The sequence below is a fragment of the Corallococcus sp. BB11-1 genome (genome assembly GCF_026626625.1).
Classification (GTDB): Bacteria; Myxococcota; Myxococcia; order Myxococcales; family Myxococcaceae; genus Corallococcus; species Corallococcus soli.
The window spans coordinates 533,749-555,278 of the sequence record NZ_JAPNJY010000001.1 but is presented as its reverse complement, the minus strand read 5'-3'; the positions used below and the strand labels follow the sequence as shown (position 1 = coordinate 555,278).

Sequence of the window (21,530 nt, the reverse complement as noted above, 5' to 3'; positions counted from 1 at the left end):
ATCTCACGGCGGGCGAGCGCTTCCACCCTGGGGGGAGCACGGGCCCCGGGCTCGGGCCAGGAAGCGCCGGTTCACCCAGCCCCGCTTGCCCTCCTCCGTCAGCACTTCGGCCCAGGTTTCCCGGGCCACCGTGCGCCGGCGCAGCTCGCGGACGCACGAGGTCCCCGGTGCCAGCGTGGCCACCTCCAGGGAACGCCAGTCCGGCACTTCCCTCACGCGCAGCACATCCCGGGCCTTCACGCCGGACACCGTGGCCCATGTCTCGTCGGGGACGGGCATGGGCGCCGCGTCCTTGCGCTGGAACATCAGGATCTTGAGGAAGGGGTTCCAGAGGTAGAGCCCCTCGGGGCCTTCGGTGAAGTGACAGGCGTAGCCCATTGGAAGCCGCTCCGTGCGCCAGCCCTTCTCCGGCGTGCCCCGGACCAGCATGGCATTGAAGACGAACGCGAACTCGCCCCCTTCGAGCGCGGCGGCGCAGTCCGAGTCCTTGCCTTGCCCATACCTCACGAAGTCCTTGTCCTCCTGCGCCAGGGCCAGCTCCGTCCCAGGCTCCGCCAAAGGCAGTCGCAGCGGCTGCCATGACTTGCCATCGGGACTCCAATGCGCGTCGCCCGCGCGGAGGCAGCCCGTGGCATTGCACTGCTCACGGGCCTGGAGGCTCGCTTCCACGGACGGAGCCGTCTCCGACGGCCGTCCCACCCGGCGCCAGTGCGCGCCATCATGACGCCAGGTGCCGTGCTGGCTGACGACCTCCGGCAGGCCCCTGGCGTCGATGCTCGCGCGCTCCGGGTGGTGGTGGCCCTCCTGGGCGGTGGATGCCAGCGCTGGCAGGTCCACGGTCCGCCATGAGCCGCCTTGCGCGCGCCAGAGCAGCCGCTTGCTGCTCAGGAAACAGGGAGCGCAGCCGCCGCCCACCTGCACGAAGCCCAGGTCCGGGCTGGCCCACTCCAGCTCCGTCGTGAGCGCCTGCCAACGCTCGCCGTTGAAGCGGTGGAGGGAGTGGGTGCCCAGCTCGTCGCAGACGGCGAAGGGCCGCTCCGGCGCTCCCAGCAGGGTGACCCCATGCGGGCAGCGCGCCAGGAAGAAGCGCTCAAGCTTCCCGAGCGGGTGCTCCCGCGTCACGGTGAGGCGCGCGGTTTCATAGGCACGGTAGAGCCACAGGGGCTCACCGGGCCCGCCTCCGAACAGCACATCGAGTTCCTTCGCGAACTGGGTCCCCTCCACGGCGGGAGGTGTCCGTCGCTGACCTCCCGACTCGACGGTGAGCCGCTGCTCCTCCAGGAAGAACCGCGCACCGGGCCGGGGCTCCCGCGCCTCGGGCTCCGGAGGTATCACGGGCAGCTCGCTGTCCGGGACGAGCGCCAGCGCCCCGAAGCGGTCGTCCACCTTCGCGCGGACACACCGCACGCTGTCACACGCGAACAGCCACAGCGCGCCTCCGGGTGCATCAGTCAGCATCAAGCGCCGCAGCGGCCCCAGGCCCGTGTCCAGCGTGTCCCGCCACGCTCCGGCGCGCCCGAGCATCACCACGCCGGAGCGGACCCCGTGGGTGACGACGGTGTCACCCCGGGCGGCCACCAGCCCGGGGTACAGGGGCGCGGGCAGCACGGCGCACCAGCCCGAGCTGCTGCAGTGCTGCCCGGTGAGCTGCGGCAGGGTGACGGGAGCCTGGGTCAGGAGCGCGGCGAGGAGCGCGAAGAACATGGGGGTCGCTCACTCCGGAGACGGGAGGCCTGAAGCCTCGCACGGCACTTGCTCCAGGGAAAAGGTGCCGCCAGGCCCACCGGAAACACTGTTCGCCGCCGCCGCGACTACGGGATGCCGAGCGTGGAGCGGGGAATGCCCCAGACCCAGGGTGCCAGGACCACCGACGAGGACCCCTCGGCCTGCATCTTCTTGGAGGCCCCCTCGGTGATGCCCCACACCATCCCATCCGTCGTGACCACGACGCCCTCGCCATTCGTGGCCAGGGTGCTGGAGAGTTCCTTCACGTCGGTCGTGGAGGTTGACGGGCAGAACCTGTGGATCGCGGACGGGTTGCTCTCCCCACCCGAGAAATGAAGCACGAAGCACGGATTGCCGGCCGTATTGCCCGGGTGATACACGCCGGCCCCCTGCAACTGATAGACCTTGGTGCCCTGGGTGTAGGGCGCTTCGGGAATCGTCCAGGTCACCTCGGCGGTGGCGTCCGGCAGCGTGCCATCCGCGTTCAGGTTGTAGCCCCGGATGGTCCGCGAGCCGCTGAAGAAGCAATACAGACGGTTCGCGATGGCGTCATGGGACACGCTCGCGCCCGTGCAGAGACTGGTATGGCTCTTGACGAGCTTGAGGTCCTCGATGGCGGGCCGCCGTGTCGCGACATCCGCGGCGTGCCAGGTGGTCCGGGGGGCGGAGAGGTCGAACTGAAGCAGGCCTCCGATGCCCGTGGACGCATTCATGAGGGCATTGACATACAGGATGTTGCCCACCTTCACGACGCTGCCCGGGTGGACGCCATTGAGTTCGACTCCGGTCCCACTCACGAGCCGGTAGGTCCGCCGGATGAAGGGCGCACAGGTCCCGGTGGCGCATCCCGTGATGTTGATCTCCGGGACGATGGCCATGCCCTCCGAGAGGTCCGGGTCCGGCTCGTAGTGGCCCACGATGAACATCGTGTCGTTCGCGGTGGTGGTCTTGCCGACGGACACGCCCTGGTAGACGAAGCCGTCATTGATGTACGGAAGCGAGATGCGCCGGGTGACCTTGGCGTTCATGTCTTCGAACTGGGGGAAGTTCTTGCCTCCCTGCGGCTCGTTGATGGCATCCGCCATTCTCCGGTACTTCGAACGGTAGGCCCCGGTGGGCGTGTCCGTGACGGCGGGCGTGAAGTCGAAATAGGACGGCAGGCCGGCGTACCAGCCGCCGTCATTGAGCTGGGAGAAGAGATAGCTCCTCGACCACAGCGGGTAGTTGAGCACTTCCACGGTCGCGATGCGGCCAACGAAATACTCGCCCACGGGGCCCCGGGAGCTGCCGGTGCCGTCGCATTCGGCGGCGACGCACCCGGGCTGTCCGCTGTTCTTGACGGTCTGGGTTCCCGGAATCGGTGACACGTCGATGCGCTCCTGGCCATCCACGTAGATGCGCGCATGGCTGCTCGCGGGCGTCGCGCTGTTGATGGTGACCGCCGCGACGACGTAGTGCCAGTTCGTGTCGATGGCGTAGCCCGTGGCCGTCACGGATTGGTAGCCGGTGCCGTCATGCCATTGCACCTGCATGCGGCCATCGACGATGTCGAGCGCGATGCCGCCGCCCCCCTGGTCCGAGTAGATCGTCCGGCGGCCGGTCAACGACGCCGCGTCCGGCTTGAAATGGGCCACGACGGTGAAACCCGTCGGCGACTGGACGGGCGCCGTGGCGCTGGCCTTGTAGGCGCCCGCGGTGAAGGGGCGATACGTGAGGTTCATGAACTCGGTGTTGCCAGCGCCACCCCGGGCAATGGTGGCGGCAGCCCCCACGGTGCCCGTGATGACACCGGCACTCGCCCCCGTGCCCGAGGCGCGGTAGCGAAACACCAGCTTCGGATCGTCCCCTTCATACAGGGCGGCCTCCGTCGCCCGGAGCTCCAACGGGGGAAGGCCCTCCGGTGTCGCATCTTCCGGACCACATCCGGCAAGACCTCCGGCGACCACCAGCCACGCCGCCGGCCCCCGGAACTGCTTCAAGAATGTCGAACGCATCGTGTTCCCGCTCCTCTTGAGGTGGAGGCCACGTCGGGCTCCCGACGCGGCCGGGCAGGAACATAATTAAAACAGCAATACAGGACAAATCTTCAAATCATGAATTTCTCAGTAAAGCCGAAGCCAGCATGAGCGTGGGCCAGGTCGAGCATGCAGGGACACGCTCGTTGTCCGGGTCAATCGCCAGGCGAAGAGGGCCACGCCTCGCCTGCCTGGTTGCCAGGGCCTCTCCCTACGTCGCGCGTCAGGGGCGGTGACTAGGATTGCCTCCATGGACGTGCGCAAGAAGCTGGAAATCCTCGCCGATGCCGCCAAGTACGACGCCTCGTGCTCGAGCAGCGGCGGCAAACGCAAGGCGGGGAAGGAGGGGCTCGGCAGCGTCGAGGGCATGGGCATCTGTCACAGCTACACGCCGGATGGGCGGTGTGTGTCATTGCTCAAGATCCTGCTCACCAATTTCTGCATCTACGATTGCCAGTATTGCATCAACCGCATCTCCAGTGACACCGCCCGGGCGCGCTTCACGCCCGCGGAGGTGGTGCAGCTCACGCTCGACTTCTACAAGCGCAACTACATTGAAGGCCTGTTCCTGAGCTCCGGCGTCATCAAGAGCCCGGACTACACGATGGAGCAGCTCATCCAGGTGACGCGCACGCTGCGCGAGGTGCACGGCTTCCAGGGCTACATCCACCTCAAGGCGGTGCCGGGCGCGTCCAGGGAGCTCATCGACAAGGCGGGGCGGTACGCGGACCGGCTGAGCGCCAACATCGAGCTGCCGACGGACAGCGACCTGAAGAGGCTCGCGCCGGAGAAGAGCTTCGCGGTCACCGGCGGGACGATGAAGGAGATCTCCGCCCGGGTGGAGCAATCCAAGGCCGAGCGCATGGAGAGCCCCAAGGCGCCGAAGTTCGCCCCCGCGGGCCAGAGCACGCAGATGATCGTCGGCGCCACGCCCACGCCGGACGCGGCCATCCTCGACACCGCGAGCCGCCTCTACACGCGCTTCAAGCTGCGGCGTGTGTACTACTCGGCCTACAGCCCCATCCCCCTCGTCGACGCCCGCCTGCCCGCGAAGTCTCCGCCGCTCGTGCGCGAGCACCGGCTGTACCAGGCGGACTGGCTGCTGCGCTTCTACGGCTTTCGCGTGGACGAACTCGCGCCACCCGAACAGCCGGACCTGTCCCTGGAGATGGACCCGAAGCTCGCGTGGGCGTTGCGCCGACGCGAGGCGTTCCCCATGGACGTGAACCGCGCCCCGCGCGAGGCCCTGCTGCGCGTGCCGGGCATGGGCGTGCGCACGGTGGACCGGCTCATCCGCATCCGCCGCTGGCACCGCATCACGCTCGCGGACCTGGCGCGGCTGCGCGTGCCCCTCGCGCGCATGAAGCCCTTCATCGTGACGGCGGACCACCGGCCCACGGGGCTCATCGACTCGCCCCGGCTCGCCGAGCGGGTGACGCCCCCCGCCACCCAGCTCTCCCTGTTCACCTCCGCCCAGGAAGCACTCACCGGAGAGCTCTGATGCGGGTGGAGGTGGGGCCGGACCTGGACTCGTTCCGCGTGGCGGCGCGCGGACTGCTCGCCCGGGGCGTGTCCCCGGACCAGGTGCTGTTCACCGAGGAAGGGCTCGGACAGGGCTCGCTGCTCGCACCGGACGTGGTGCCCGCGAGCGCGCCCGTGGCGGGACTGTCCGTGCCTCCGGCGTTCCTGGAGCTGGCGCAGAAGGTGGCCTGCCACCGCTCGCCCGAGCGCTGGGGGCTGCTCTACCGGGTGCTGTGGCGGCTCACGCGGGGAGAGCGCAAGTTGTTGGAGGTCGAAAGCGACGCGGACGTGTACCGCGTGCTCACGCTGGCCAAGGGCGTGCAGCGCGACGCGCACAAGATGAAGGCCTTCGTGCGCTTCCGGCGGGTGGAGCGTGGGGGCGAGGAGTCCTTCATCGCGTGGCACCGGCCCGAGCACCTCATCGTGCGCTACGTGGCGCCCTTCTTCGCGCGGCGCTTTCCCTCCATGCGCTGGAGCATCCTCACGCCGGACGCGAGCGTGACATGGGACCTGGAGCAGCTCACGTACGGGCCGGGCGTGCCGCGCTCGCATGCCCCCGACGGGGATGCGCTGGAGGAGATGTGGGGGACGTACTACGCGTCGACCTTCAATCCGGCGCGGCTCAACGTGCGGGCCATGCGCGCGGAGATGCCCAAGAAGCACTGGGCCACGCTGCCCGAGGCCCGGCTCATTCCAGAGCTGGTGCGGCAGGCGCCCGAGCGCACTTCGCGCATGGTGAGCCCGAAGCTGGAACTCTCCGAAGCGGGCCGCTTCCTGCCCGAGCACCGGGACCTCGCCTCGCTCGCCCAGGCGGCGCAAGGCTGCCGGGCCTGTCCGCTGCACGAGCGGGCCACGCGCACGGTGTTCGGCGAGGGCCCGGCGGGGGCACGGCTGATGATCGTGGGTGAGCAACCGGGAGACCAGGAGGACCGGGTGGGCAGGCCCTTCGTCGGTCCGGCGGGCCAGCTGCTCGACAAGGTGCTCGCCGGAGTGGGCCTCGAGCGTGGGCAGCTCTACCTCACCAACGCGGTGAAGCACTTCGGGTGGATGGCGGGCGAGGAGAAGCAGCGCTTGCACGCGAAGCCCGGACGGCAAGAGGTGCTCGCGTGCAAGGCGTGGCTGGACGCCGAGGTGGCGCAGGTGAGGCCGAAGATGATCCTCTGCCTCGGGGCCACGGCGGCGCAGTCCTTCCTCGGGCCGGGCTTCCGCATCAACCTGAGCCGGGGGCAGATCTTCGACACGCCCTGGGCAAAGGCGTGGATGGCGACCTTCCACCCCTCGGCGCTCCTGCGCATGCCGGACGAGCGGGCGCGGGCCCAGGCCCGCGTCCACTTCGAGGAGGACCTGCGCCGGGTGGCGGACACGCTGCGTGCGCTCGGGTGAAGGCGCGGGCTCCACCGCGCGTCGCACTAACAAATTCCAAACACACCCATCCATCCCCAAGCCGGTTCCCAGGGGAAGCCCAAACCATCTACACCGGGCGGCCACCACCCAAAGGAGCCTCACAATGGCAACCGCCACCCGCTTCGCCTTCACCCAGCCCAGCTCGCCTGGGGCCGAATTCGTCATCGAGCTGACGGACGAGGCGATGATTTCCCATGCGCGCCGCATCCTCGCCGGAGAGGAGAAGAACGAGGTTCACGTCCACGGGCGCATCATCAAGAGGACCGCGCCCTACAATCCGAAGTTCTCGTTCCACATCGACCCCTCGACCGTCCGGTTCTTCTCGATGGCCATCGAGGTGTGCGACGCCAACATGATGTACGTCGAGGACCACCTGGACGAAGCCGGCGGCGCGTTCCTCCCTGGCGGCCACTGGTGTCCGTGGGACTCGAAGCTGACGCGCGAACTGAAGGGGTAAGCGGCGCGCGCCGCGGCTCCATGTCGCGGTGCTCGCCGAGCACGGCTCCCGTCTGACGGGCTGAGTGGTATGGGGTGTGCTGCGAACCGTCCCCCCCCACTGAAGGAACTCCGGTGAACCTCTCCCTCGCGCGTTTCCTCCTCGGCTGCGTCCTGTCCACCTCCCTGAGCGCCTGTGACACCAGCGCCGCCGGCGATGACGATGACAACACGGACACCGGCGGCGACAACATGGTCGTGACCGGCATCTGGAACCGCTACGGCAGCGAGTACGGCTATCAGACCGACATCGCGTACGGCGGCATCGCGGGCCAGTCGTCGGACCGGGTGTACATGTGCGAGCTGCCCGGCTCCCCCTCCGCGGGCCTCTACAAGGGCCGGCTCATCAGCCCGCGGATGATCCGCTGGGACGCGAACCACAACCTGCCCGACTACGAGGTCGTGTTCGAGGAAACCACCATGCGCTTCAAGCCCCAGAACGGCACCAACACGTTCCTGGGCCAGTACCGGCAGGGCACCTGGACTCCCGGGGCCTGCGACTTCACGCTGAAGGACGGCGAGCTCATCGACAACTCGGCCACCGCCTACGTGGTCTTCGACAACAGCGGGGAGATGAAGATCAACGGCGTGAAGATTGGCGGTGAGGGCATCCCGGTGAAGGCGAGCGCGGAGACCGCGTGCAGCGTCACGACGCTCATCCCTCCAGGCACCGGGAGCAACGGCGACCTCACCGTGTCCATCAGCTACAGCGGCGTGGGCGTCAATGGACCCTACAGCCGGACCCAGACCCACTCCCTGTACCGGTCGGACTTCAAGCCGGGCTGCAACAAGCTCGCGGTCGAGTTCGGCTGCGGCGCGCTCGCCGTCTGCGTCTATCCAGTCCCCTAGCCTCCAGCAGCCTTGATGGGGGGCCACCGCAAGGGGTGCGCGCGACTCTGGAGCACCGGGGCGTGCCCATGGCAGGTGCGTGCCTGGCCTCGGCGCGAGAGCCCCCACGACCCGCGGGGCGTGGGGGCTCCATTCACATCGCTTCTCTCCCGCCCATCCGTGCGCAGCGCTCTACAGGTGCGCGGAGTGCGCGGCAGGAGCGGGAGGCACGACGTGGGCAGCGAGCGCGGCGGGCGCGGGGTTGGCGACAGGCTCCATGGGCGCGCCGTGCGCAAGGCCAGCCCCCTGGAGCGCGGCCTCGAGCGAGTCGTGCATCCGCGCTTCGAGCAGGTGCTTCGCGAGCGGCTCGAGCGTGGCCTCCAGCTGGTGCGGCACCTTCACCAGGGCCAGGTGCGAGCTGCGCACGGCGAGGAACTCCGCCAGGTACTGGAGCGTCGCCACACCGGCGGCATCCACGAGCGACACTCGCGACAGGTCAATCACCACGAGCTTCGCCCAGGGGGGGCCGTCGACGAGGTCGTAGAGCTTGAGGTGGTTGATGAACAGGATGGGCCCGTCCACGCGCGCGACCAGGAGGTCCAGCGCCTTGGAGGCGTTGGGCGCTTCCGGGGATTGCACGTGCAGGCCGCGCTGGAGCTGCGACGCGTCCGTCACCCGCTGCACCTCCAGCCGCAGGGCGCCATGGCGCCGCATGTAGAGGATGCTCGCCAGCGCGAGCCCGGCCCCGATGCCGGCGAACACATTGAACATCGCAATGCCCAGCGCGGTGACGAGCACCACGCCCAACGTCGACTTGGACTGATTCCACATGGCAACAAGACCCTCCAGGTTGAGCAGCCGCACTCCCACGACGAGCAGGATGGCGGTGAGTGCAGCGATAGGGATGCGCGCCACCAGCGGCGCGAGAAGCGCCATGGCCACGAAGAGCCACAGTGCATGCATGACGGAGGCGGCGCGGGTGCGCGCGCCTGCCTGAATGGACGCGCTGGCGCGCACGATGGCCCCCATCACCGGGAAGCCGCCGCACAGTCCGGCCGCGATGTTGGCCAGCCCTTGCGCGACCAGGTCCTGATCCAGGTCACTGTGGGTGCGCGCACCCGTGAGCGCATCGAGCGAGCTCGTCGCGAGCAGCGAGCCGAGCGACGCCAGCAGCGCGAGGCCCAGGGCCGCCGGCAGGAGCCCCGCGAGGTCCACGCCCTGGAAGGACGGCAGCGCCGGCATGGGCAGCGAGCGCGGCAAGGCGCCCACCGCGTCGTAGCCCGCCCCGAGGAAGACCATGAGCGCGGTGCCGAGCGTCAGCCCCACGAGGACCGCGGGGATGCGCTTGTGCAGCCGGGGCAGGGTCAGCATGGCCAGCGCCGTGAGGGCCCCGGCGGCGACCCCGAGCCACCCCACGCGCTCGCCCCAGGTGCGCTGCATCACGAGCGCCACGGCGTCCGCGTGCGTGTTCTCCACCGCGAACAGCCGCGGCAGCTGCGTGTTGAGCAGCAAGAGCCCGATACCCACCGTGAAGCCCATCACCACGGGCCGGGGAATGAGTCGCGCGAAGCGCCCGGCGCGCACGAGCCCCAGCGCCACCTGCATGGCGCCCGCGAGCACCGTGGCGATGACGAGGCCCGCGGCCCCATGCGCCGCCACGATGGCCGCGGCCAGGGGCAGCAGCGCCGCCTCCGGGCCGGTGACCTGGAAGCGGCTGCCACTGAAGAGCCCGCCCATGATGCCGGCCACCACGCCGGAGACGAGCCCCACGCTCGCGGGCAGTCCCGCCGCGGTGGCGAGCGCGACGTTGAGAGGAAGTGCCACGCACGCCACGCTCAAGCCGGCGGCCGCATCGGCTGGCAGGCTGCTTGGGTGCACCATTTCGCGCCAGCTGTGGATGAGCTCGCCCGCACGCTGGGTCCAGAAGGGTCGCTTGGAGAAGACGGTCGTCGAACGCATGGACGACGGCGTCTTTCAGATGTCGTGCCAGGCCCCGTCTCCGAGTGCGGCGCGCCTCGCTGTCGGTCCATCCCAGCAGGCCTCCTGTCGGCCCAGGCCAACACTGTCGGGACCGACAGACGGCCGTGCACAGTGACGGGCGCGCGCGCGGAAGCGCGTTAGATTGCGCGCCATGTTCGTGCTTCGGCTGCGCGCCCGGCTCCTGTTGTCCTATGCGGTGGTCACCGCGCTGCTGGTGGCGGCGTTCTCACAGATGGCGGTGGGCCTCATGCGCACCCACGAGCTGGTGGCGAGCGTGGGCCAGCAGGAGCTCGCGGCCTTCGAGCGAGAGCAGCGCGTGTACGTCGCAGCCTGGGCGCTCGAACTGGCGGTGCGGCGCGGCGTGGTCGCCTGCGAGCAGCACGACAGCAGCGCGCCCTCCGTGCACAGCGCCATCGCCAGCGCACGCCAGGATCTCCAGACCGCGCTCGGCGTCGGCGCGGTGAAGCTCGATGCGGAGATCCGGGCGAGCGCCCAGGACTATGTGCAGTACGCCCTGCAACTGGAGCAGGCAGGCACCTGTGAGTCGATGCTGGCGTTTCCCCTGCGTGAGCGGCGGCTGCAGTTGGACGAGACCCTCACCACGGTGTGGTCCGAGCGCACGCGGGAGATGCGCCTGGCCATCCAGGCGAAGGAGGACCACGCGCGCTCCATCGGCGCGGAGGCGCTGAGCTCAGGCAGCCTCTTGGGCCTCCTGGGCATCCTCGCCGCGGGAGCGCTCGCCTTCGCGCAGGCGCGCGCGGTGTCGAACTCGGTGGCGCTGCTCTCCACGCATGCGCGCCGCATTGGCCAGGGTGACTTCAGCCCCCTGCCCCCCTTGCGCGGGCCCGAGGAGCTGCGCGCGCTCTCACTGGACCTGGACCGCATGCGTGGGCGCCTGGCGGAGCTGGACCACCTCAAGAGCGCGTTCGTGGCGTCGGTGTCCCACGACCTGCGCACGCCGCTGGCCCGGGTGCGGGAGGCCCTCTCGCTCCTGGGTGATGGCAGCACAGGCCCCCTGACGCCGCAGCAGGCCCGCGTGGTGAAGCTCGCGCAGGCCGCGTGTGAGCGCGAGATTCGCATGGTGACCTCCGTGTTGGATTTGTCGCGCGTGCAGTCCGGCCAGCCGCTGCAGCGCAATGCCGGGGCCTCGGTGGACCAGATTGTCCAGAACGTCCTCCAGGACCTCGCCTTCGAAGCGGATGAGCGCAAGGTCCAGCTGGTGTACGAGCCGGCCGCGAAGCCCGTGCGCGCGCCCATCGACGACCCTCTTGTCGAGCGCGCCCTGTCCAACCTGGTGAGCAACGCCATCGCCGTCTCCAGCTCAGGCCAGACGGTGCGCATCTCCTGTGAGCTGGTGAGCCGCAAGCGCCCTGGCGCCGCCAGCACCGTGCCCGCGGTCCAGCTGTCCGTCGCGGACCAGGGCCCAGGCGTGCCCGTGCACGCGCGCGAGTGGATCTTCCGGCCCTTCGCGAGCCTGGAGGTGGGCGGGCGCCGCAGCACGGGGCTGGGGCTCGCCATCGCGCGTGAGATGATCACCGCGCACGGAGGAGAGCTGTCGCTCGCGGACACGCCTCCCCCTGGAGCCACCTTCACCTTCTGGATTCCCCTGGAAGACCCCGCGCCCCCCGGAGGCCGCCTTGACACATGAATCCCCCGCTCAGCAGCCCCATGTGCTCCTGGTGGACGACGACCTTCAGCTCGCGGAGCTGATGTCCATGCGGATGACTTCACGCGGCTACCACGTGACCGTGGAGAGCGAGGGCAAGGGCGCCCTGCGCAGGCTCGCGCAGGAGCGCGTGGACGCGATGGTGCTCGACCTGCGCCTGGAGGACATGGATGGCATGGACGTGCTCCGGGCCGCGCGACAGAGCGCTCCCGAGCTGTCCGTCATCATGCTCACCGCGCACGGCTCCATCGAAACCGCGGTGCAGGCCATGCAGGAGGGGGCCTACGGCTTCCTCACCAAGCCGTTTCACGACCACGAGCTCATGCAGAAGCTCACGCACGCGCTCGAGCGCTCGCGGCTGCGCCGGGAGGTGGCCGAGCTGCGGCGGCGCATGGGTGAGGATGGCGAGCCCCTGCTGCTGGGCACCAGCGATGCCATTTCGCGCGTGCGCGAGGTGATTGCCCGCATTGCCCCCACCGACGCCACCGTCCTGCTCACCGGTGAGAGCGGCACCGGCAAGGAGCTGGCGGCGCGGATGCTCCACTTGCTCTCGCGCCGCAACAAGGAGCGCTTCGTCGCCGTCAACTGCGGCGCCCTTCCGCCAGAGCTGCTGGAGAGCGAGCTGTTCGGGCACGTGAAGGGCGCGTTCTCCGGGGCCGTGCGCGAGCGCGAAGGTCTGTTTGGCGCGGCCAACGGCGGCACGCTGTTCCTGGATGAAGTCGGCGAGGCGTCCCCGTCCGTGCAGGTGAAGCTCTTGCGCGTGCTGCAGGAGCAGCGGCTCACGCGCGTGGGCGCGGACGTGGAGGAGCCCGTGGACGTGCGGGTGGTCGCCGCCACCAACCGGGACCTCGCGGAGGAGGTGGCCGCGAAGCGCTTCCGTCAGGACCTCTACTTCCGGCTGCACGTGGTGCCCATCGAGCTGCCGCCCCTGCGCGAGCGGATCGAGGACATCCCCCTGCTCGCGCAGCTCTTCCTGGAGCGCACGGCGAACCGCTATGGCCTGCGCCCGCCGCGCCTCTCACCCGCGACGGTGGAGCTGCTGCAGCGCTATGGCTGGCCTGGCAACGTCCGGGAGCTCATCCACGAGATGGAGGCCGCGGTGCTCCTGGCCGGCACGGACGAGCTTCAGCCGCGCCACGTGCCCCGCCTGGGTCAGGCGCTGGAGCGGCCCCCGGCCGGGAGCGCGCAGCTGCCGGGCGTTCCAGGCGGGACGGCGGACCTGCCCTCGCTGCGCGAAGCACGCGATGCCTTCGAGCGCGCCTACCTGGCGGAGGCCATGCGCCGCAGCAGCGGCAGTGTCAGCGCCGCGGCCCGGATGGCCGGGCGCAACCGGAGCGACTTCTACGACCTGCTCAAGCGGCACGGGTTGTCCGCCGCTGACTTCAAGGAGACCTCCGAGGACGGCCCCCCACGCTGAACGGACGCGGAGCTTCGGCGGCGCGGCATGGGCCCCGGTCGGGAGAAACAGACAGACGCCTCACGGCCCCGGGGTCAGCGCGCCTCGCGCCTACTTCGCCGGGGGCGTCACGGTCAGCGACTTCGCGCGCTTCTCCACCGCGCGCAGCGTGTCCACCACCGCGTCCTTCTGCCCCACGTTCGCCAGGAACCCGGGGATGGAGCCCGCGGGGTCCACCGTGAACTTGTAGACGGCCCAGGACCGCCCCTCGCCCCGCGACTCCACCTTCCAGCTGCCCTCGTTCAAGCGCAGGCGCACCACGTCGCGCCGCGCGGGGAACGCGTCCGGCTCCGCCTTCCAGCGCTGCTGGTACACGCCCGTCCCATCCGGCGCGACCTTCGACTCCGTCACCACATGGCAGATGTAGTCGCGCGAGGACACCACCGGCAGGTCCAACCGCGTGTACGTCAGCCGACCGCCGTCGTCCGTCGGCTTCACCACGCGCGACTCCTTCACGTACGGCATCCACGACCGGTAGGACTCCATGTCCTCCAGGGCCGCCTGCACCTGCGCCGCGGACGCCTTCAGCTCGCCCTCCGCCCAGATGTCCTTCGCCTTGGTCCCCGGGCGAGGCCGCACCTTCACCACGAAGGGCTCCGTGGCCACCGTGTCCCAGGCCTCCTCTGCCCCCGCCATGCCCGACACCAGCAGCACCGCCGCCGCCACCGCTCCACCGAACCGTCGCGTCATTTCCACCGTGCACCTGTCCTTCGCATCGCGCCCGCCACCGGCCCCTCGTGTCGCGCGCGTCACCCGTATCCCATCATTCCGACATCTGGACGACCCAGGCCCTGCCCACGAACCAACGGAATGCACGGGCCGCTCGACTTTGCGCTCGGGGATTGGCAAGCCTTCACCCCATGCGTCCTCAATACTCCGGTCCCCCGCCCGAGCGTGGCCTGTTCTGCAACCGCACCCTCAACATGCGCGCCATCAAGGCCGTGGGCTACGACATGGACTACACGCTCATCCACTACCGCGTGGAAGCGTGGGAGCGCCGCGCCTACGAGTACATCCGCGACCGGCTGGTCGAGCAGGGTTGGCCCGTCGCCGACCTGACGTTCGACCCGATGCTCGCCATCCGCGGGCTCATCATCGACACGGCCAAGGGCAACCTGCTCAAGGCCAACCGCTTCGGCTTCGTGAAGAAGGCCCTCCACGGCAGCAAGGCCATGGACTTCGACGCGCAGCGCGAGGCCTACAACCGCACCATCATCGACCTGGCGGACCGGCGCTGGGTGTTCCTCAACACGCTCTTCTCCCTGTCGGAGGCGTGCATCTACGCGCAGCTGGTGGACCGCCTGGACGCGGGCCAGCTCCCCGGCCCCATGGGCTACGTGGACCTCTACGAGCACGTGCGCAAGAACCTGGACGCCACGCACATGCAGGGGCGCCTCAAGGCCGAAATCATCGCGGACCCCGAGCGCTACGTCATTGATGATCCGGAGACGCCGCTGGCGCTGCTGGACCAGAAGAGCGCCGGCAAGAAGCTGCTGCTCATCACCAACAGCGAGTGGGCCTACACCGAGCCCATGATGCACTTCGCCTTCGACAAGCACCTGCCCGAGGGCATGACCTGGCGCCAGCTCTTCGACGTCGTCATCGTCAGCGCGCGCAAGCCGGAGTTCTTCACCACCCGCTCCACCCTCTTCGAGGTGGTGGAGGCCAACGGGGAGGCGCTCCTGCGCCCCCACTCCGGCCCGCTCAACCGCAGCAAGCCCTACTTCGGGGGCAGCGCGCTGGAGCTGGAGCGGCACCTGGGCCTGTCCGGCGATGAGATCCTCTACGTAGGCGACCACATGTTCGGCGACGTGCACGTCACCAAGAACGTGCTGCGCTGGCGCACCGCGCTCATCCTGCGCGAGCTGGAGGACGAGGTGCGCGCCATCGCCGCGTTCCGCGCCACGGAGATGCGCATCGGCGAGCGCATGCTCAAGAAGGAGCGCCTGGAGGACGAGAGCTGCCAGGTCCGGCTGGAGCTGCAGCGCCGCCGCCACCAGTACGGCCCCCGCACCGACACGCTGGAGGGCGAGCTGGTCACCCGCCTCGCCGAGCTGCGCACGGAGACGGAGGCCCTGGACGCGGAGCTGGGGCCCATGGCGCGCGCGGCCGGGGAGCTGTCCAACCCCCACTGGGGCCTGCTCACCCGCGCCGGCAACGACAAGAGCCACCTGGCGCGGCAGGTGGAGCGCTACGCGGACATCTACACGTCGCGCGTGAGCAACTTCCTGTTCGCCACGCCCTTCGTCTACCTGCGCAGCCCGCGCGGCAGCCTCCCGCACGACCCCAGCCTCCCCGGAGGAACCCCCGTGTTCACCACCGGGGACGGCGCGGGCAGCGGCCCCGCGGAGTAGCCGCGCCACGCCCGGGCTCCGGGGCGCTTCACCTACTGAGTGAGGCGCCACAGGGCCTGGAGGTCCGCGGGGAGGTTGCTGGCGAACTTGTCCGCCTCGCCCTCCGTGATTTGATCCTGGAACGCGCGCAGCACGGCGCGGATGACCAGCTCCGCGCGGTCCACCGGCATCTTCAGGTCCTCCGCGACGGATTCGATGAACTCCTCCCGGCCGAAGCGCTGGAGCCGGGCGGGACGCTCCTCCGGGGGCGGGAGGAAGGCCACCAGCAGGCGGGGCAGCTGCGCCTCCAGGTTGCGCGCGCCCTCCGGCAGGACGCGGCGCTCCAGGGTGGTCAGCACCGACACGGCGGCGCACTCCGCGAGGTTGCGGGGCAGGCCGCTCACCTCCTCCAGGTGGCGCAGGAAGGCCGCGTAGGTGGCGCGCAGGTGGGCGTCATGCCGACGCTCGTGGCGGGCCTGCTTCTCGGATTCGCTTTCGTGGGACTGGGCCATGGCACACCTCGGGTGGGGCGTTGGGAGGGCAGCCCCAAGGTGCACATCCTCCCGGCCGTTCGCGCCCGCCAACCAGCCGGGCCCCGGCCTCCGGCCCCCCACCCTGGGCCGCCCACCGGCGGGAAATAGCCGCCAAGTGCCCGGAGTTACTGAACATGTGTCCAGACCTCCGAACGGAGGGGGACCTGGCGGGCAGGCGCGCGAACCGTCCATGTCAGACCCCTCCCGTATGAATGATCGCGTGAGCCACTCGACCCCGCCATCGTCGTCGTCGCGAGTCCTGGAGCAGCGCAACCTGCTGGGGGGACTCGACCTCCTGCCCGTGATGGGCAGCCGCAAGCGCGCGCGTCAGTTCCACGTGTCCACGGAGCGGAAGCTCGGCTTCGCGGCGGCGCTGGCGCTCGTGGTGGAGCACGGCCGGGAGAAGGCCAAGGAGACGGGCACCACGTCGATGACGCGCTGCCCGCGCTGCGGCCACACGGGGCCCACGGAGCAGGACTTCGGCTTCCGCATCATGAGCCGGGGCCAGCGCCGTCCGCAGTCCTGGTGCCGGGGCTGCCGGGGCCAGCACCTGGAGCCGGTGGTGAACGCCACCGCGCCCCGCCCCGAGGACGGCTGGCTGTTCCCGCCGGAGACCACGCGGCAGCAGAAGACCCGGCCGGGCGCCAAGCCGGGCAAGCCCAAGGCGAAGAAGCGCGCCCGCCGCAGCAACGACGACCTCACCTGAGCGGGAAGCCTGCCGTGCGTCCTGGCGTCCCTACGGCCAGGGGCCTGTCCGGCCGTCAGCCTGGAGCCGCGCCGAACGAGAGTGCCCAGTCACCGTCGTAGGCCATCTTCATCGGAACCCGTGCCAGGGGCGGGCAGTAGCGCAGCGGGGCTTCGACCTTCATCCCCCGGCGCTCGGCGAGGCGAAGCATCGCGAGGCCTTCGAACCAGATGAACCGGGAGGCCACGAACTGCTCCGGAGAAGTGCCCCACCTCACGGTCTGGGCTTCGGTTTCCGCCGAATGCTGCTGGAGGACCTGTTCGAAGGCGGCGAGGAAGCGGCTTCCGTCTCCTGACAGCAGGGCCTGGAACCACTCCCACCGGTCCGCCTGGGACTTCGCGAGGGCGCCCTCCTGCTGGCGGAGCCACTGCTCGGAAGGGGCTCCATCCGAGGGGAGCGCGATGAACTCCTGGAGCAGCCGGGCCCAGGCGAACTCGTCCTCGTATTCCTCTTCGGCCTGCTGGGAGGCGGAGACCCGGCACAGGTCGCGGGCGAGTTCCCAATATCCGCCGACCACGGCCCCCAGCAGCGAGGCGTTGTCGGAGGCGGGCGGAAGGTCCGCCCCCCGGGCCCGCAGGTGGATGAGCAACCGGCGCCAGTTCTCCGCCGCGCAGGCCAGCTGGTAGAAGAAGTGCTGGGGGCTCCCGTCGAGGAGCAGGGTCGTCACGCCCTGGGTGTGGAAGTGCACGCAGGCCTCGCGCACCAGTCCCACGAGCTCCTCCACCGTGCCTCCCGCCAGCACTTCCGGGAAGGCGTCGTCGAAGAGGATGTCGAGCGAGTCCGCGGCCTCCTCCCGGAGTTGTGCGAGGTCGAACTCCATCACTCCGCCTCAAGGTGCATGAAGGAGCCGTCCCAACCTTCCGCCGCGAACAGCCGGTAGCCGGTGACCTTGCCGGCCTTGAACGCATCTGCCACGACCTGGTCGATGACGTACTCCCGCATCAACGGCTTGAAGCGGAAGAAGCGGGCACGCGGGGGGATGGCTTGCTTGTTCAGGGTGAGTGTATGGACACGCCGGATCCTGCTCTCATCGAAGTGGTCCTTGTCATAGACGGACTTCTCCAGGTCGAGCCCCTCCTCCCCACCCACCGGGTGGATGATGAAGTACTCGGGCCCCACGGCCTTGTCCTTGTGGTCCTTCACCGCCACGGGCAGGTATTCGCAGTTGTCCACCCCCACCGAGTCGAGGATGTCCTTCACCTTCTTCGAGGCGATGATCAGGCTCAGCGTGTTGGCCACGAAGTCAAAGAGCTTGCGGTGCTTGGGGAAGTCCCTGGAGAACTTCAAGGTGGCCCCCGCTGGGAATTGCGCGACATGGCTCTGGCCCTTGAAGAGGCGCCACTTGGACGGAGCGTCCGCCACATAGGTTTCGATGACGGCTCCGGGATTGCTGATGGTGTCGAGCATCCAGAACGTCCGGTTGTCGGTCGTCATCAGTTCATCGCTCCCTCCGGGAAGCGCCTGCGCCGCCCCGTGCTCTTCCGCTTGCCCTTGGAGATGAACTTTACCAAGTTGTCCTTGGGACGCTTGCCCTGCAGGTACAGCTTGACTGAGTTCCTGCCCAGGTCCTTGAGCTTGTTCCAGAGATCGTCCTCGACGTCGGTCAACTCCCTGATGAGCTGTGAATAGAACGCCGCGTGAGGCCTGTCACTTTCCCGGGCCTCCTTGAGCGTGTCCTTGACGATCTCCAACTGCATCTTGGCATGCTTGATGTACTCGGAGTGGCCGCCGAGGTGCGCCAGCAGGCAATGCGGGGACACATCCCAGGTGGGCAGCGGCACGATGTTGTGTCCGTTGTTCACGTCGTAGCCCGAAGCGCGAATCAACTCCTGCTCCTCATCGGTGAAGTGGGACAGACTCCGACTGTCAAAGACCTCGATGGGGATGAGGTGGTGTGCCACCCACCGGTACGGCGTGGAAGCCGAGAAGAAGAAGTAGCGTTCCGCCTCCGTCTTGTGGGTGAGCTTCTTCGTCAGGAAGAACCGCTTGTCCCTGCCAGGGAAGCTCCCGGGCTCGGGGAACTCGAAGCACGCCTGCCACTTCGCACGGTCCTTCACGATGGCCCAGACCGGGCGCTGCTCCGCGAGCTTCTCCACCTTCTCCCGCATCGTCTGCTTCCGGGCGTCGTCGCAGCCCGTGAAGAGGAAGTCGAAGGGCCATTGGTTGTAGCGGTCCCGGCCTCCGTGCTTGTGCACGTACGCAGGCCCCCGGTATTGGGCGTGTCCCCTGCGCTTCAATGGATCCGGCGTGCTCGCGTGCTCGGAGTCCTCCTTCGACCGGGCTTCCAATTCCTGGATGAGTTGATGGGGGTAGGCCGGGTCCTCCAGCTCCGGAAACTTCTCGTGCTTGAAGGTGTCCTCATCGACGTTGCTGAAGCTGAACTCGCTGAAGCGGGTCCTCTTCGGTGCACCGCTCGTCCCGGAGCTGCTCATGCGCGACCCTCCTTCTCCGCGGTGGACAGCAGGATGGCGGCCCGTGGCGCCTGTCTGTCTTCCGACGTGAGCACCACGCCCGAACGGGCCCGGGCATAACCACGCTCGAGCCCCCGAAGCACCACACAGACCCCCAGGGCCCCCGAGACGACTCCCGTCTCACCGAAGCCGAGCGCCGGAAACCAGGAGCGCTCAAGCCGCCACGCGGGATGCGCCGCACGCAGGTGCAACAGCAGGTTGCCCCACTCGAGGGCCCGGCGCTGCTCGCCATTGTGGTCCCCCACCAGCAACGGCTCCTCCGAAGCGGGCGGTCCGGGCGGCAGCACCCGCTCCACACAGGCCGCCAGGTCACGGCCATCCGCCCGCTCGGGCTCGGGGGACTCCAGGACGCACACGTCATCCAGGAGGACCGGCGAAGGACCCCGGGAGTCCAGACGTCTCTTCGCGGGCCGGAGCAGCAGCGCGACCCCAGCCTCTCCCGGAATGAACCCCACGGGCTGGTCCTCCGTCTTGAGGCATCGCCGCAGGGCCAGGGAGTGCAAGGTCGGAGGCGACAGCAGGCTGTCCACCGCGACCACCAGGCAGGCCTCCGCTTCGTGGGAGCGGATGACGTCCCGCGCGGCCTGGAGCGCCTGGGCAAAGGCCACATGGCCCCCCATGAAGCAGCGCCATCCCCCCCGCCAGACCATCCCCAGGTTGTCGAAGGCCTGCTTCAAGACGAAGGTGCCGAGCACATCGCGCCGCCGCGCCGCGTCCTCCCGAAGTTCGGGGCGCATCGGGAAGTCGCGCTCCAGGGCGTCCGGCAGCACCAGGAAGAGTGGAGTGTCAGCCCCCAACGCCTGGAGCTCCACCCGGCCCCGCAAGTCCATGAGCGTTTCATGGAAGATGGCGATGAGCCTGCCCGCGGCGGAGAACCCAAAGGTGGCTTCCGGAATGGCACACGCCACCAGCGGAGCCGGGGCGTTGTCCCCCTCTGGGAAGTACTTGAACTCGCGTGACGCGCGGGCCTGCGTCAGCCCCGCCCGGAATGCCGCACAGGCCGTGATGAGCGGCCCCAGACACGAACTCATCGCGGCGGCGGCAATCTCCAGCCTCATTGGCAAAAGATAGGCGGAAGCTGGAATTCACCTCAAGGCGAGGAATATCAATGCCTGTCCAGACGGACGCCTGGGTTCAGACCGGCCCAGGCCATCCGCTTCCGTGGACCATGCTTGCGGCCATCCCGTGCGGACGGACGCTCGCCTCGCCCCTCCTGAGCTCGCGCGCGGACGAGCGCCGCCACCCTGCATGCCCATGGAGCGGCCCCTGCCCTGCCCTCCGCCGGGGGATGGCACCTGCCTGCGGGGTCCCTACCTCTTGAGGACAAGGAGGACCTCTATGTCCGTGCGGACCCTGGTGGCGGGAATCAAGAACAAGCGGCGCGTGGATGCCCATGCGGCCCAACCCAGTGTGCAGGCCAGCAAAGGTCGCAAGACGCTGGCGCACGACGACGAGGCCGCGCTGATGCGGCAGAAGGACCTGAAGCGCGTGACGCTGGGGCCCGCGGCGAGCGACCACGGCCCCAAGCGCAACAACCGGGGCACGGGGCTGCGGGGCCGGAAGAAGGCGCCCAGTCAGATCCACATCAAGAGCGAGGGCGGACCGCGCAATCGCTCCGGGCTGCACGGGGGCTGAAGCTCCAGCCCCACGCCGGAAAAGACGACGCCCCGCGTGGGAGACGAAGCCCCTCTTTTCGGGGGACCGCCTTCCACCGCGGGGCGCGGTGCCGCGAGCGCCGGTCAGTAACCGACGTACGCGCCGCCGCCGTTGAGGCCCTTGATGCCGGGGACGTTGGACACCGAGCCGTAGCGGTCGATGGAGTAGCGGACCGCCGCGATGATGTTGTCCACCGGGTTGCGGATGTTGTCGTGGCCGGGGAGCTTGTGCGCGTCGAACGTCGGCTGGATGGTCTGCATCAGGCCAATGGAAGGCGTGCCCTTCTGCGCGTTGGAGTCCCAGTTGTTGATGGCGTTCGGGTTGCCGCTGGACTCGTGCTCGATGATCTTGGCGATGTCCTGGGGGTTCATCTTGTCCGCCGGGATGCCGTTCGCCTTGAGGATGTCCGTCGCCTGCTTGATCCAGTCACCGACCTGGCCGGGAGGCATGTCGCCCACGGGCTCGGCGCCGCTGGCGCCCTGGGTCTGCTGGGTGCCGCCGCCGGTCAGGTCCGGGCCCTTGGCCGCGCCCTCCGCCTTGAACTCGTCCTTGCTGCCCGGGATGTTGAGCTTGGCGTCCGCGAGGATGAGGTCCGCGTTCTTGATGTCCGGGTTCGCCTTCATCAGCGTGCCCACGTCGGTGTTGAAGCGCTTGGCCAGTGCACCCAGCGTGTCGCCCGACTTGATCCGGTAGTCACCCATG

At 69.2% G+C, this 21,530-nt stretch carries 19 protein-coding genes; 9 read left to right on the top strand and 10 right to left on the bottom strand.

Annotation, left to right across the window (positions count from 1 at the left end):
• Positions 1 to 3 precede the first annotated feature (3 nt).
• On the bottom strand, positions 4 to 1,704 hold the full coding sequence (locus OV207_RS02420) for an SH3 domain-containing protein (protein ID WP_267552229.1): 1,701 nt from the start codon (positions 1,702 to 1,704) through the stop codon (positions 4 to 6).
• Positions 1,705 to 1,811: 107 nt separating this feature from the next.
• Positions 1,812 to 3,719, bottom strand: coding sequence for a LamG-like jellyroll fold domain-containing protein (locus OV207_RS02415; RefSeq protein WP_267552227.1), 1,908 nt, complete (start codon positions 3,717 to 3,719; stop codon positions 1,812 to 1,814).
• A gap of 271 nt (positions 3,720 to 3,990) precedes the next feature.
• On the opposite strand from OV207_RS02415, the gene OV207_RS02410 reads away from it, so the two are divergent.
• From OV207_RS02410 to OV207_RS02395, 4 genes are all read left to right on the top strand, one after another.
• Complete coding sequence (locus OV207_RS02410; protein ID WP_267552225.1) at positions 3,991 to 5,241, top strand: putative DNA modification/repair radical SAM protein; 1,251 nt, start codon at positions 3,991 to 3,993, stop codon at positions 5,239 to 5,241.
• Positions 5,241 to 6,644: a UdgX family uracil-DNA binding protein gene (locus OV207_RS02405; protein ID WP_267552223.1), complete on the top strand. Its 1,404-nt coding sequence runs from the start codon at positions 5,241 to 5,243 to the stop codon at positions 6,642 to 6,644. Before OV207_RS02410 ends, OV207_RS02405 begins: the two co-directional genes overlap by 1 nt.
• Before the next feature lie 124 nt (positions 6,645 to 6,768).
• Positions 6,769 to 7,122 (top strand): calmodulin, encoded by a 354-nt coding sequence (locus OV207_RS02400; RefSeq protein ID WP_193346174.1) that lies wholly within the window; start codon positions 6,769 to 6,771, stop codon positions 7,120 to 7,122.
• A gap of 113 nt (positions 7,123 to 7,235) precedes the next feature.
• Complete coding sequence (locus tag OV207_RS02395; protein ID WP_267552221.1) at positions 7,236 to 8,009, top strand: hypothetical protein; 774 nt, start codon at positions 7,236 to 7,238, stop codon at positions 8,007 to 8,009.
• Positions 8,010 to 8,180: 171 nt separating this feature from the next.
• Here the strand turns inward: OV207_RS02395 and OV207_RS02390 are convergent, their stop codons facing one another.
• The gene (locus OV207_RS02390) at positions 8,181 to 9,947 is read right to left on the bottom strand and encodes a SulP family inorganic anion transporter (RefSeq protein WP_267552219.1); all 1,767 of its coding nucleotides are present in this window, start codon (positions 9,945 to 9,947) and stop codon (positions 8,181 to 8,183) included.
• 172 nt (positions 9,948 to 10,119) lie between these two features.
• On the opposite strand from OV207_RS02390, the gene OV207_RS02385 reads away from it, so the two are divergent.
• Complete coding sequence (locus tag OV207_RS02385) at positions 10,120 to 11,616, top strand: HAMP domain-containing sensor histidine kinase (RefSeq protein WP_267552217.1); 1,497 nt, start codon at positions 10,120 to 10,122, stop codon at positions 11,614 to 11,616.
• Positions 11,606 to 13,051 carry a sigma-54-dependent transcriptional regulator gene (locus tag OV207_RS02380; RefSeq protein WP_267552216.1) on the top strand — a complete coding sequence of 482 codons (1,446 nt, stop codon included), beginning with the start codon at positions 11,606 to 11,608 and terminating at the stop codon, positions 13,049 to 13,051. Before OV207_RS02385 ends, OV207_RS02380 begins: the two co-directional genes overlap by 11 nt.
• 90 nt (positions 13,052 to 13,141) lie before the next feature.
• Here OV207_RS02380 and OV207_RS02375 read toward each other — a convergent pair whose 3' ends face one another.
• Positions 13,142 to 13,780 carry an SRPBCC family protein gene (locus OV207_RS02375; protein ID WP_267552214.1) on the bottom strand — a complete coding sequence of 213 codons (639 nt, stop codon included), beginning with the start codon at positions 13,778 to 13,780 and terminating at the stop codon, positions 13,142 to 13,144.
• Between the two features lie 170 nt (positions 13,781 to 13,950).
• Here OV207_RS02375 and OV207_RS02370 point away from each other — a divergent pair, with 170 nt between their 5' ends.
• Complete coding sequence (locus OV207_RS02370; RefSeq protein WP_267552213.1) at positions 13,951 to 15,444, top strand: HAD-IG family 5'-nucleotidase; 1,494 nt, start codon at positions 13,951 to 13,953, stop codon at positions 15,442 to 15,444.
• Positions 15,445 to 15,476: 32 nt separating this feature from the next.
• On the opposite strand, the gene OV207_RS02365 is transcribed toward OV207_RS02370, so the two are convergent.
• Positions 15,477 to 15,935, bottom strand: coding sequence for a DUF2267 domain-containing protein (locus OV207_RS02365; RefSeq protein ID WP_193346164.1), 459 nt, complete (start codon positions 15,933 to 15,935; stop codon positions 15,477 to 15,479).
• Between the two features lie 211 nt (positions 15,936 to 16,146).
• Here OV207_RS02365 and OV207_RS02360 point away from each other — a divergent pair, with 211 nt between their 5' ends.
• Positions 16,147 to 16,662, top strand: a complete 516-nt coding sequence (locus OV207_RS02360; RefSeq protein ID WP_267552210.1) for a hypothetical protein — start codon at positions 16,147 to 16,149, stop codon at positions 16,660 to 16,662.
• Between the two features lie 55 nt (positions 16,663 to 16,717).
• On the opposite strand, the gene OV207_RS02355 is transcribed toward OV207_RS02360, so the two are convergent.
• Genes OV207_RS02355 through OV207_RS02340 form a run of 4 tightly spaced genes read right to left on the bottom strand, consistent with a single transcriptional unit; the run spans position 16,718 to position 20,203 of the window.
• A complete protein-coding gene (locus OV207_RS02355) occupies positions 16,718 to 17,521 on the bottom strand; it encodes an Imm49 family immunity protein (RefSeq protein ID WP_267552209.1) in 804 nt (267 codons plus the stop codon).
• Positions 17,521 to 18,135: an imm11 family protein gene (locus OV207_RS02350; RefSeq protein WP_267552207.1), complete on the bottom strand. Its 615-nt coding sequence runs from the start codon at positions 18,133 to 18,135 to the stop codon at positions 17,521 to 17,523. Before OV207_RS02350 ends, OV207_RS02355 begins: the two co-directional genes overlap by 1 nt.
• Complete coding sequence (locus OV207_RS02345) at positions 18,135 to 19,133, bottom strand: AHH domain-containing protein (protein ID WP_267552205.1); 999 nt, start codon at positions 19,131 to 19,133, stop codon at positions 18,135 to 18,137. Before OV207_RS02345 ends, OV207_RS02350 begins: the two co-directional genes overlap by 1 nt.
• A complete protein-coding gene (locus OV207_RS02340) occupies positions 19,130 to 20,203 on the bottom strand; it encodes a hypothetical protein (RefSeq protein ID WP_267552204.1) in 1,074 nt (357 codons plus the stop codon). Before OV207_RS02340 ends, OV207_RS02345 begins: the two co-directional genes overlap by 4 nt.
• A gap of 307 nt (positions 20,204 to 20,510) precedes the next feature.
• Between OV207_RS02340 and OV207_RS02335 the strand changes: the two genes are divergently transcribed.
• Positions 20,511 to 20,807 carry a hypothetical protein gene (locus OV207_RS02335; RefSeq protein WP_193346158.1) on the top strand — a complete coding sequence of 99 codons (297 nt, stop codon included), beginning with the start codon at positions 20,511 to 20,513 and terminating at the stop codon, positions 20,805 to 20,807.
• 104 nt (positions 20,808 to 20,911) lie between these two features.
• Here OV207_RS02335 and OV207_RS02330 read toward each other — a convergent pair whose 3' ends face one another.
• Complete coding sequence (locus OV207_RS02330) at positions 20,912 to 21,529, bottom strand: transglycosylase SLT domain-containing protein (protein WP_267552201.1); 618 nt, start codon at positions 21,527 to 21,529, stop codon at positions 20,912 to 20,914.
• Position 21,530 lies beyond the last annotated feature (1 nt).

Excerpts from the sequence above, each read along its gene's own strand:
- OV207_RS02420 (WP_267552229.1), bottom strand. The coding sequence starts at position 1,704 with ATGTTCTTCGCGCTCCTCGCCGCGCTCCTGACCCAGGCTCCCGTCACC.
- OV207_RS02415 (WP_267552227.1), bottom strand. The coding sequence starts at position 3,719 with ATGCGTTCGACATTCTTGAAGCAGTTCCGGGGGCCGGCGGCGTGGCTG.
- OV207_RS02410 (WP_267552225.1), top strand. The coding sequence starts at position 3,991 with ATGGACGTGCGCAAGAAGCTGGAAATCCTCGCCGATGCCGCCAAGTAC.
- OV207_RS02405 (WP_267552223.1), top strand. The coding sequence starts at position 5,241 with ATGCGGGTGGAGGTGGGGCCGGACCTGGACTCGTTCCGCGTGGCGGCG.
- OV207_RS02400 (WP_193346174.1), top strand. The coding sequence starts at position 6,769 with ATGGCAACCGCCACCCGCTTCGCCTTCACCCAGCCCAGCTCGCCTGGG.
- OV207_RS02390 (WP_267552219.1), bottom strand. The coding sequence starts at position 9,947 with ATGCGTTCGACGACCGTCTTCTCCAAGCGACCCTTCTGGACCCAGCGT.
- OV207_RS02385 (WP_267552217.1), top strand. The coding sequence starts at position 10,120 with ATGTTCGTGCTTCGGCTGCGCGCCCGGCTCCTGTTGTCCTATGCGGTG.
- OV207_RS02375 (WP_267552214.1), bottom strand. The coding sequence starts at position 13,780 with ATGACGCGACGGTTCGGTGGAGCGGTGGCGGCGGCGGTGCTGCTGGTG.
- OV207_RS02370 (WP_267552213.1), top strand. The coding sequence starts at position 13,951 with ATGCGTCCTCAATACTCCGGTCCCCCGCCCGAGCGTGGCCTGTTCTGC.
- OV207_RS02365 (WP_193346164.1), bottom strand. The coding sequence starts at position 15,935 with ATGGCCCAGTCCCACGAAAGCGAATCCGAGAAGCAGGCCCGCCACGAG.
- OV207_RS02360 (WP_267552210.1), top strand. The coding sequence starts at position 16,147 with ATGTCAGACCCCTCCCGTATGAATGATCGCGTGAGCCACTCGACCCCG.
- OV207_RS02355 (WP_267552209.1), bottom strand. The coding sequence starts at position 17,521 with ATGGAGTTCGACCTCGCACAACTCCGGGAGGAGGCCGCGGACTCGCTC.
- OV207_RS02350 (WP_267552207.1), bottom strand. The coding sequence starts at position 18,135 with ATGACGACCGACAACCGGACGTTCTGGATGCTCGACACCATCAGCAAT.
- OV207_RS02345 (WP_267552205.1), bottom strand. The coding sequence starts at position 19,133 with ATGAGCAGCTCCGGGACGAGCGGTGCACCGAAGAGGACCCGCTTCAGC.
- OV207_RS02340 (WP_267552204.1), bottom strand. The coding sequence starts at position 20,203 with ATGAGTTCGTGTCTGGGGCCGCTCATCACGGCCTGTGCGGCATTCCGG.
- OV207_RS02335 (WP_193346158.1), top strand. The coding sequence starts at position 20,511 with ATGTCCGTGCGGACCCTGGTGGCGGGAATCAAGAACAAGCGGCGCGTG.
- OV207_RS02330 (WP_267552201.1), bottom strand. The coding sequence starts at position 21,529 with ATGGGTGACTACCGGATCAAGTCGGGCGACACGCTGGGTGCACTGGCC.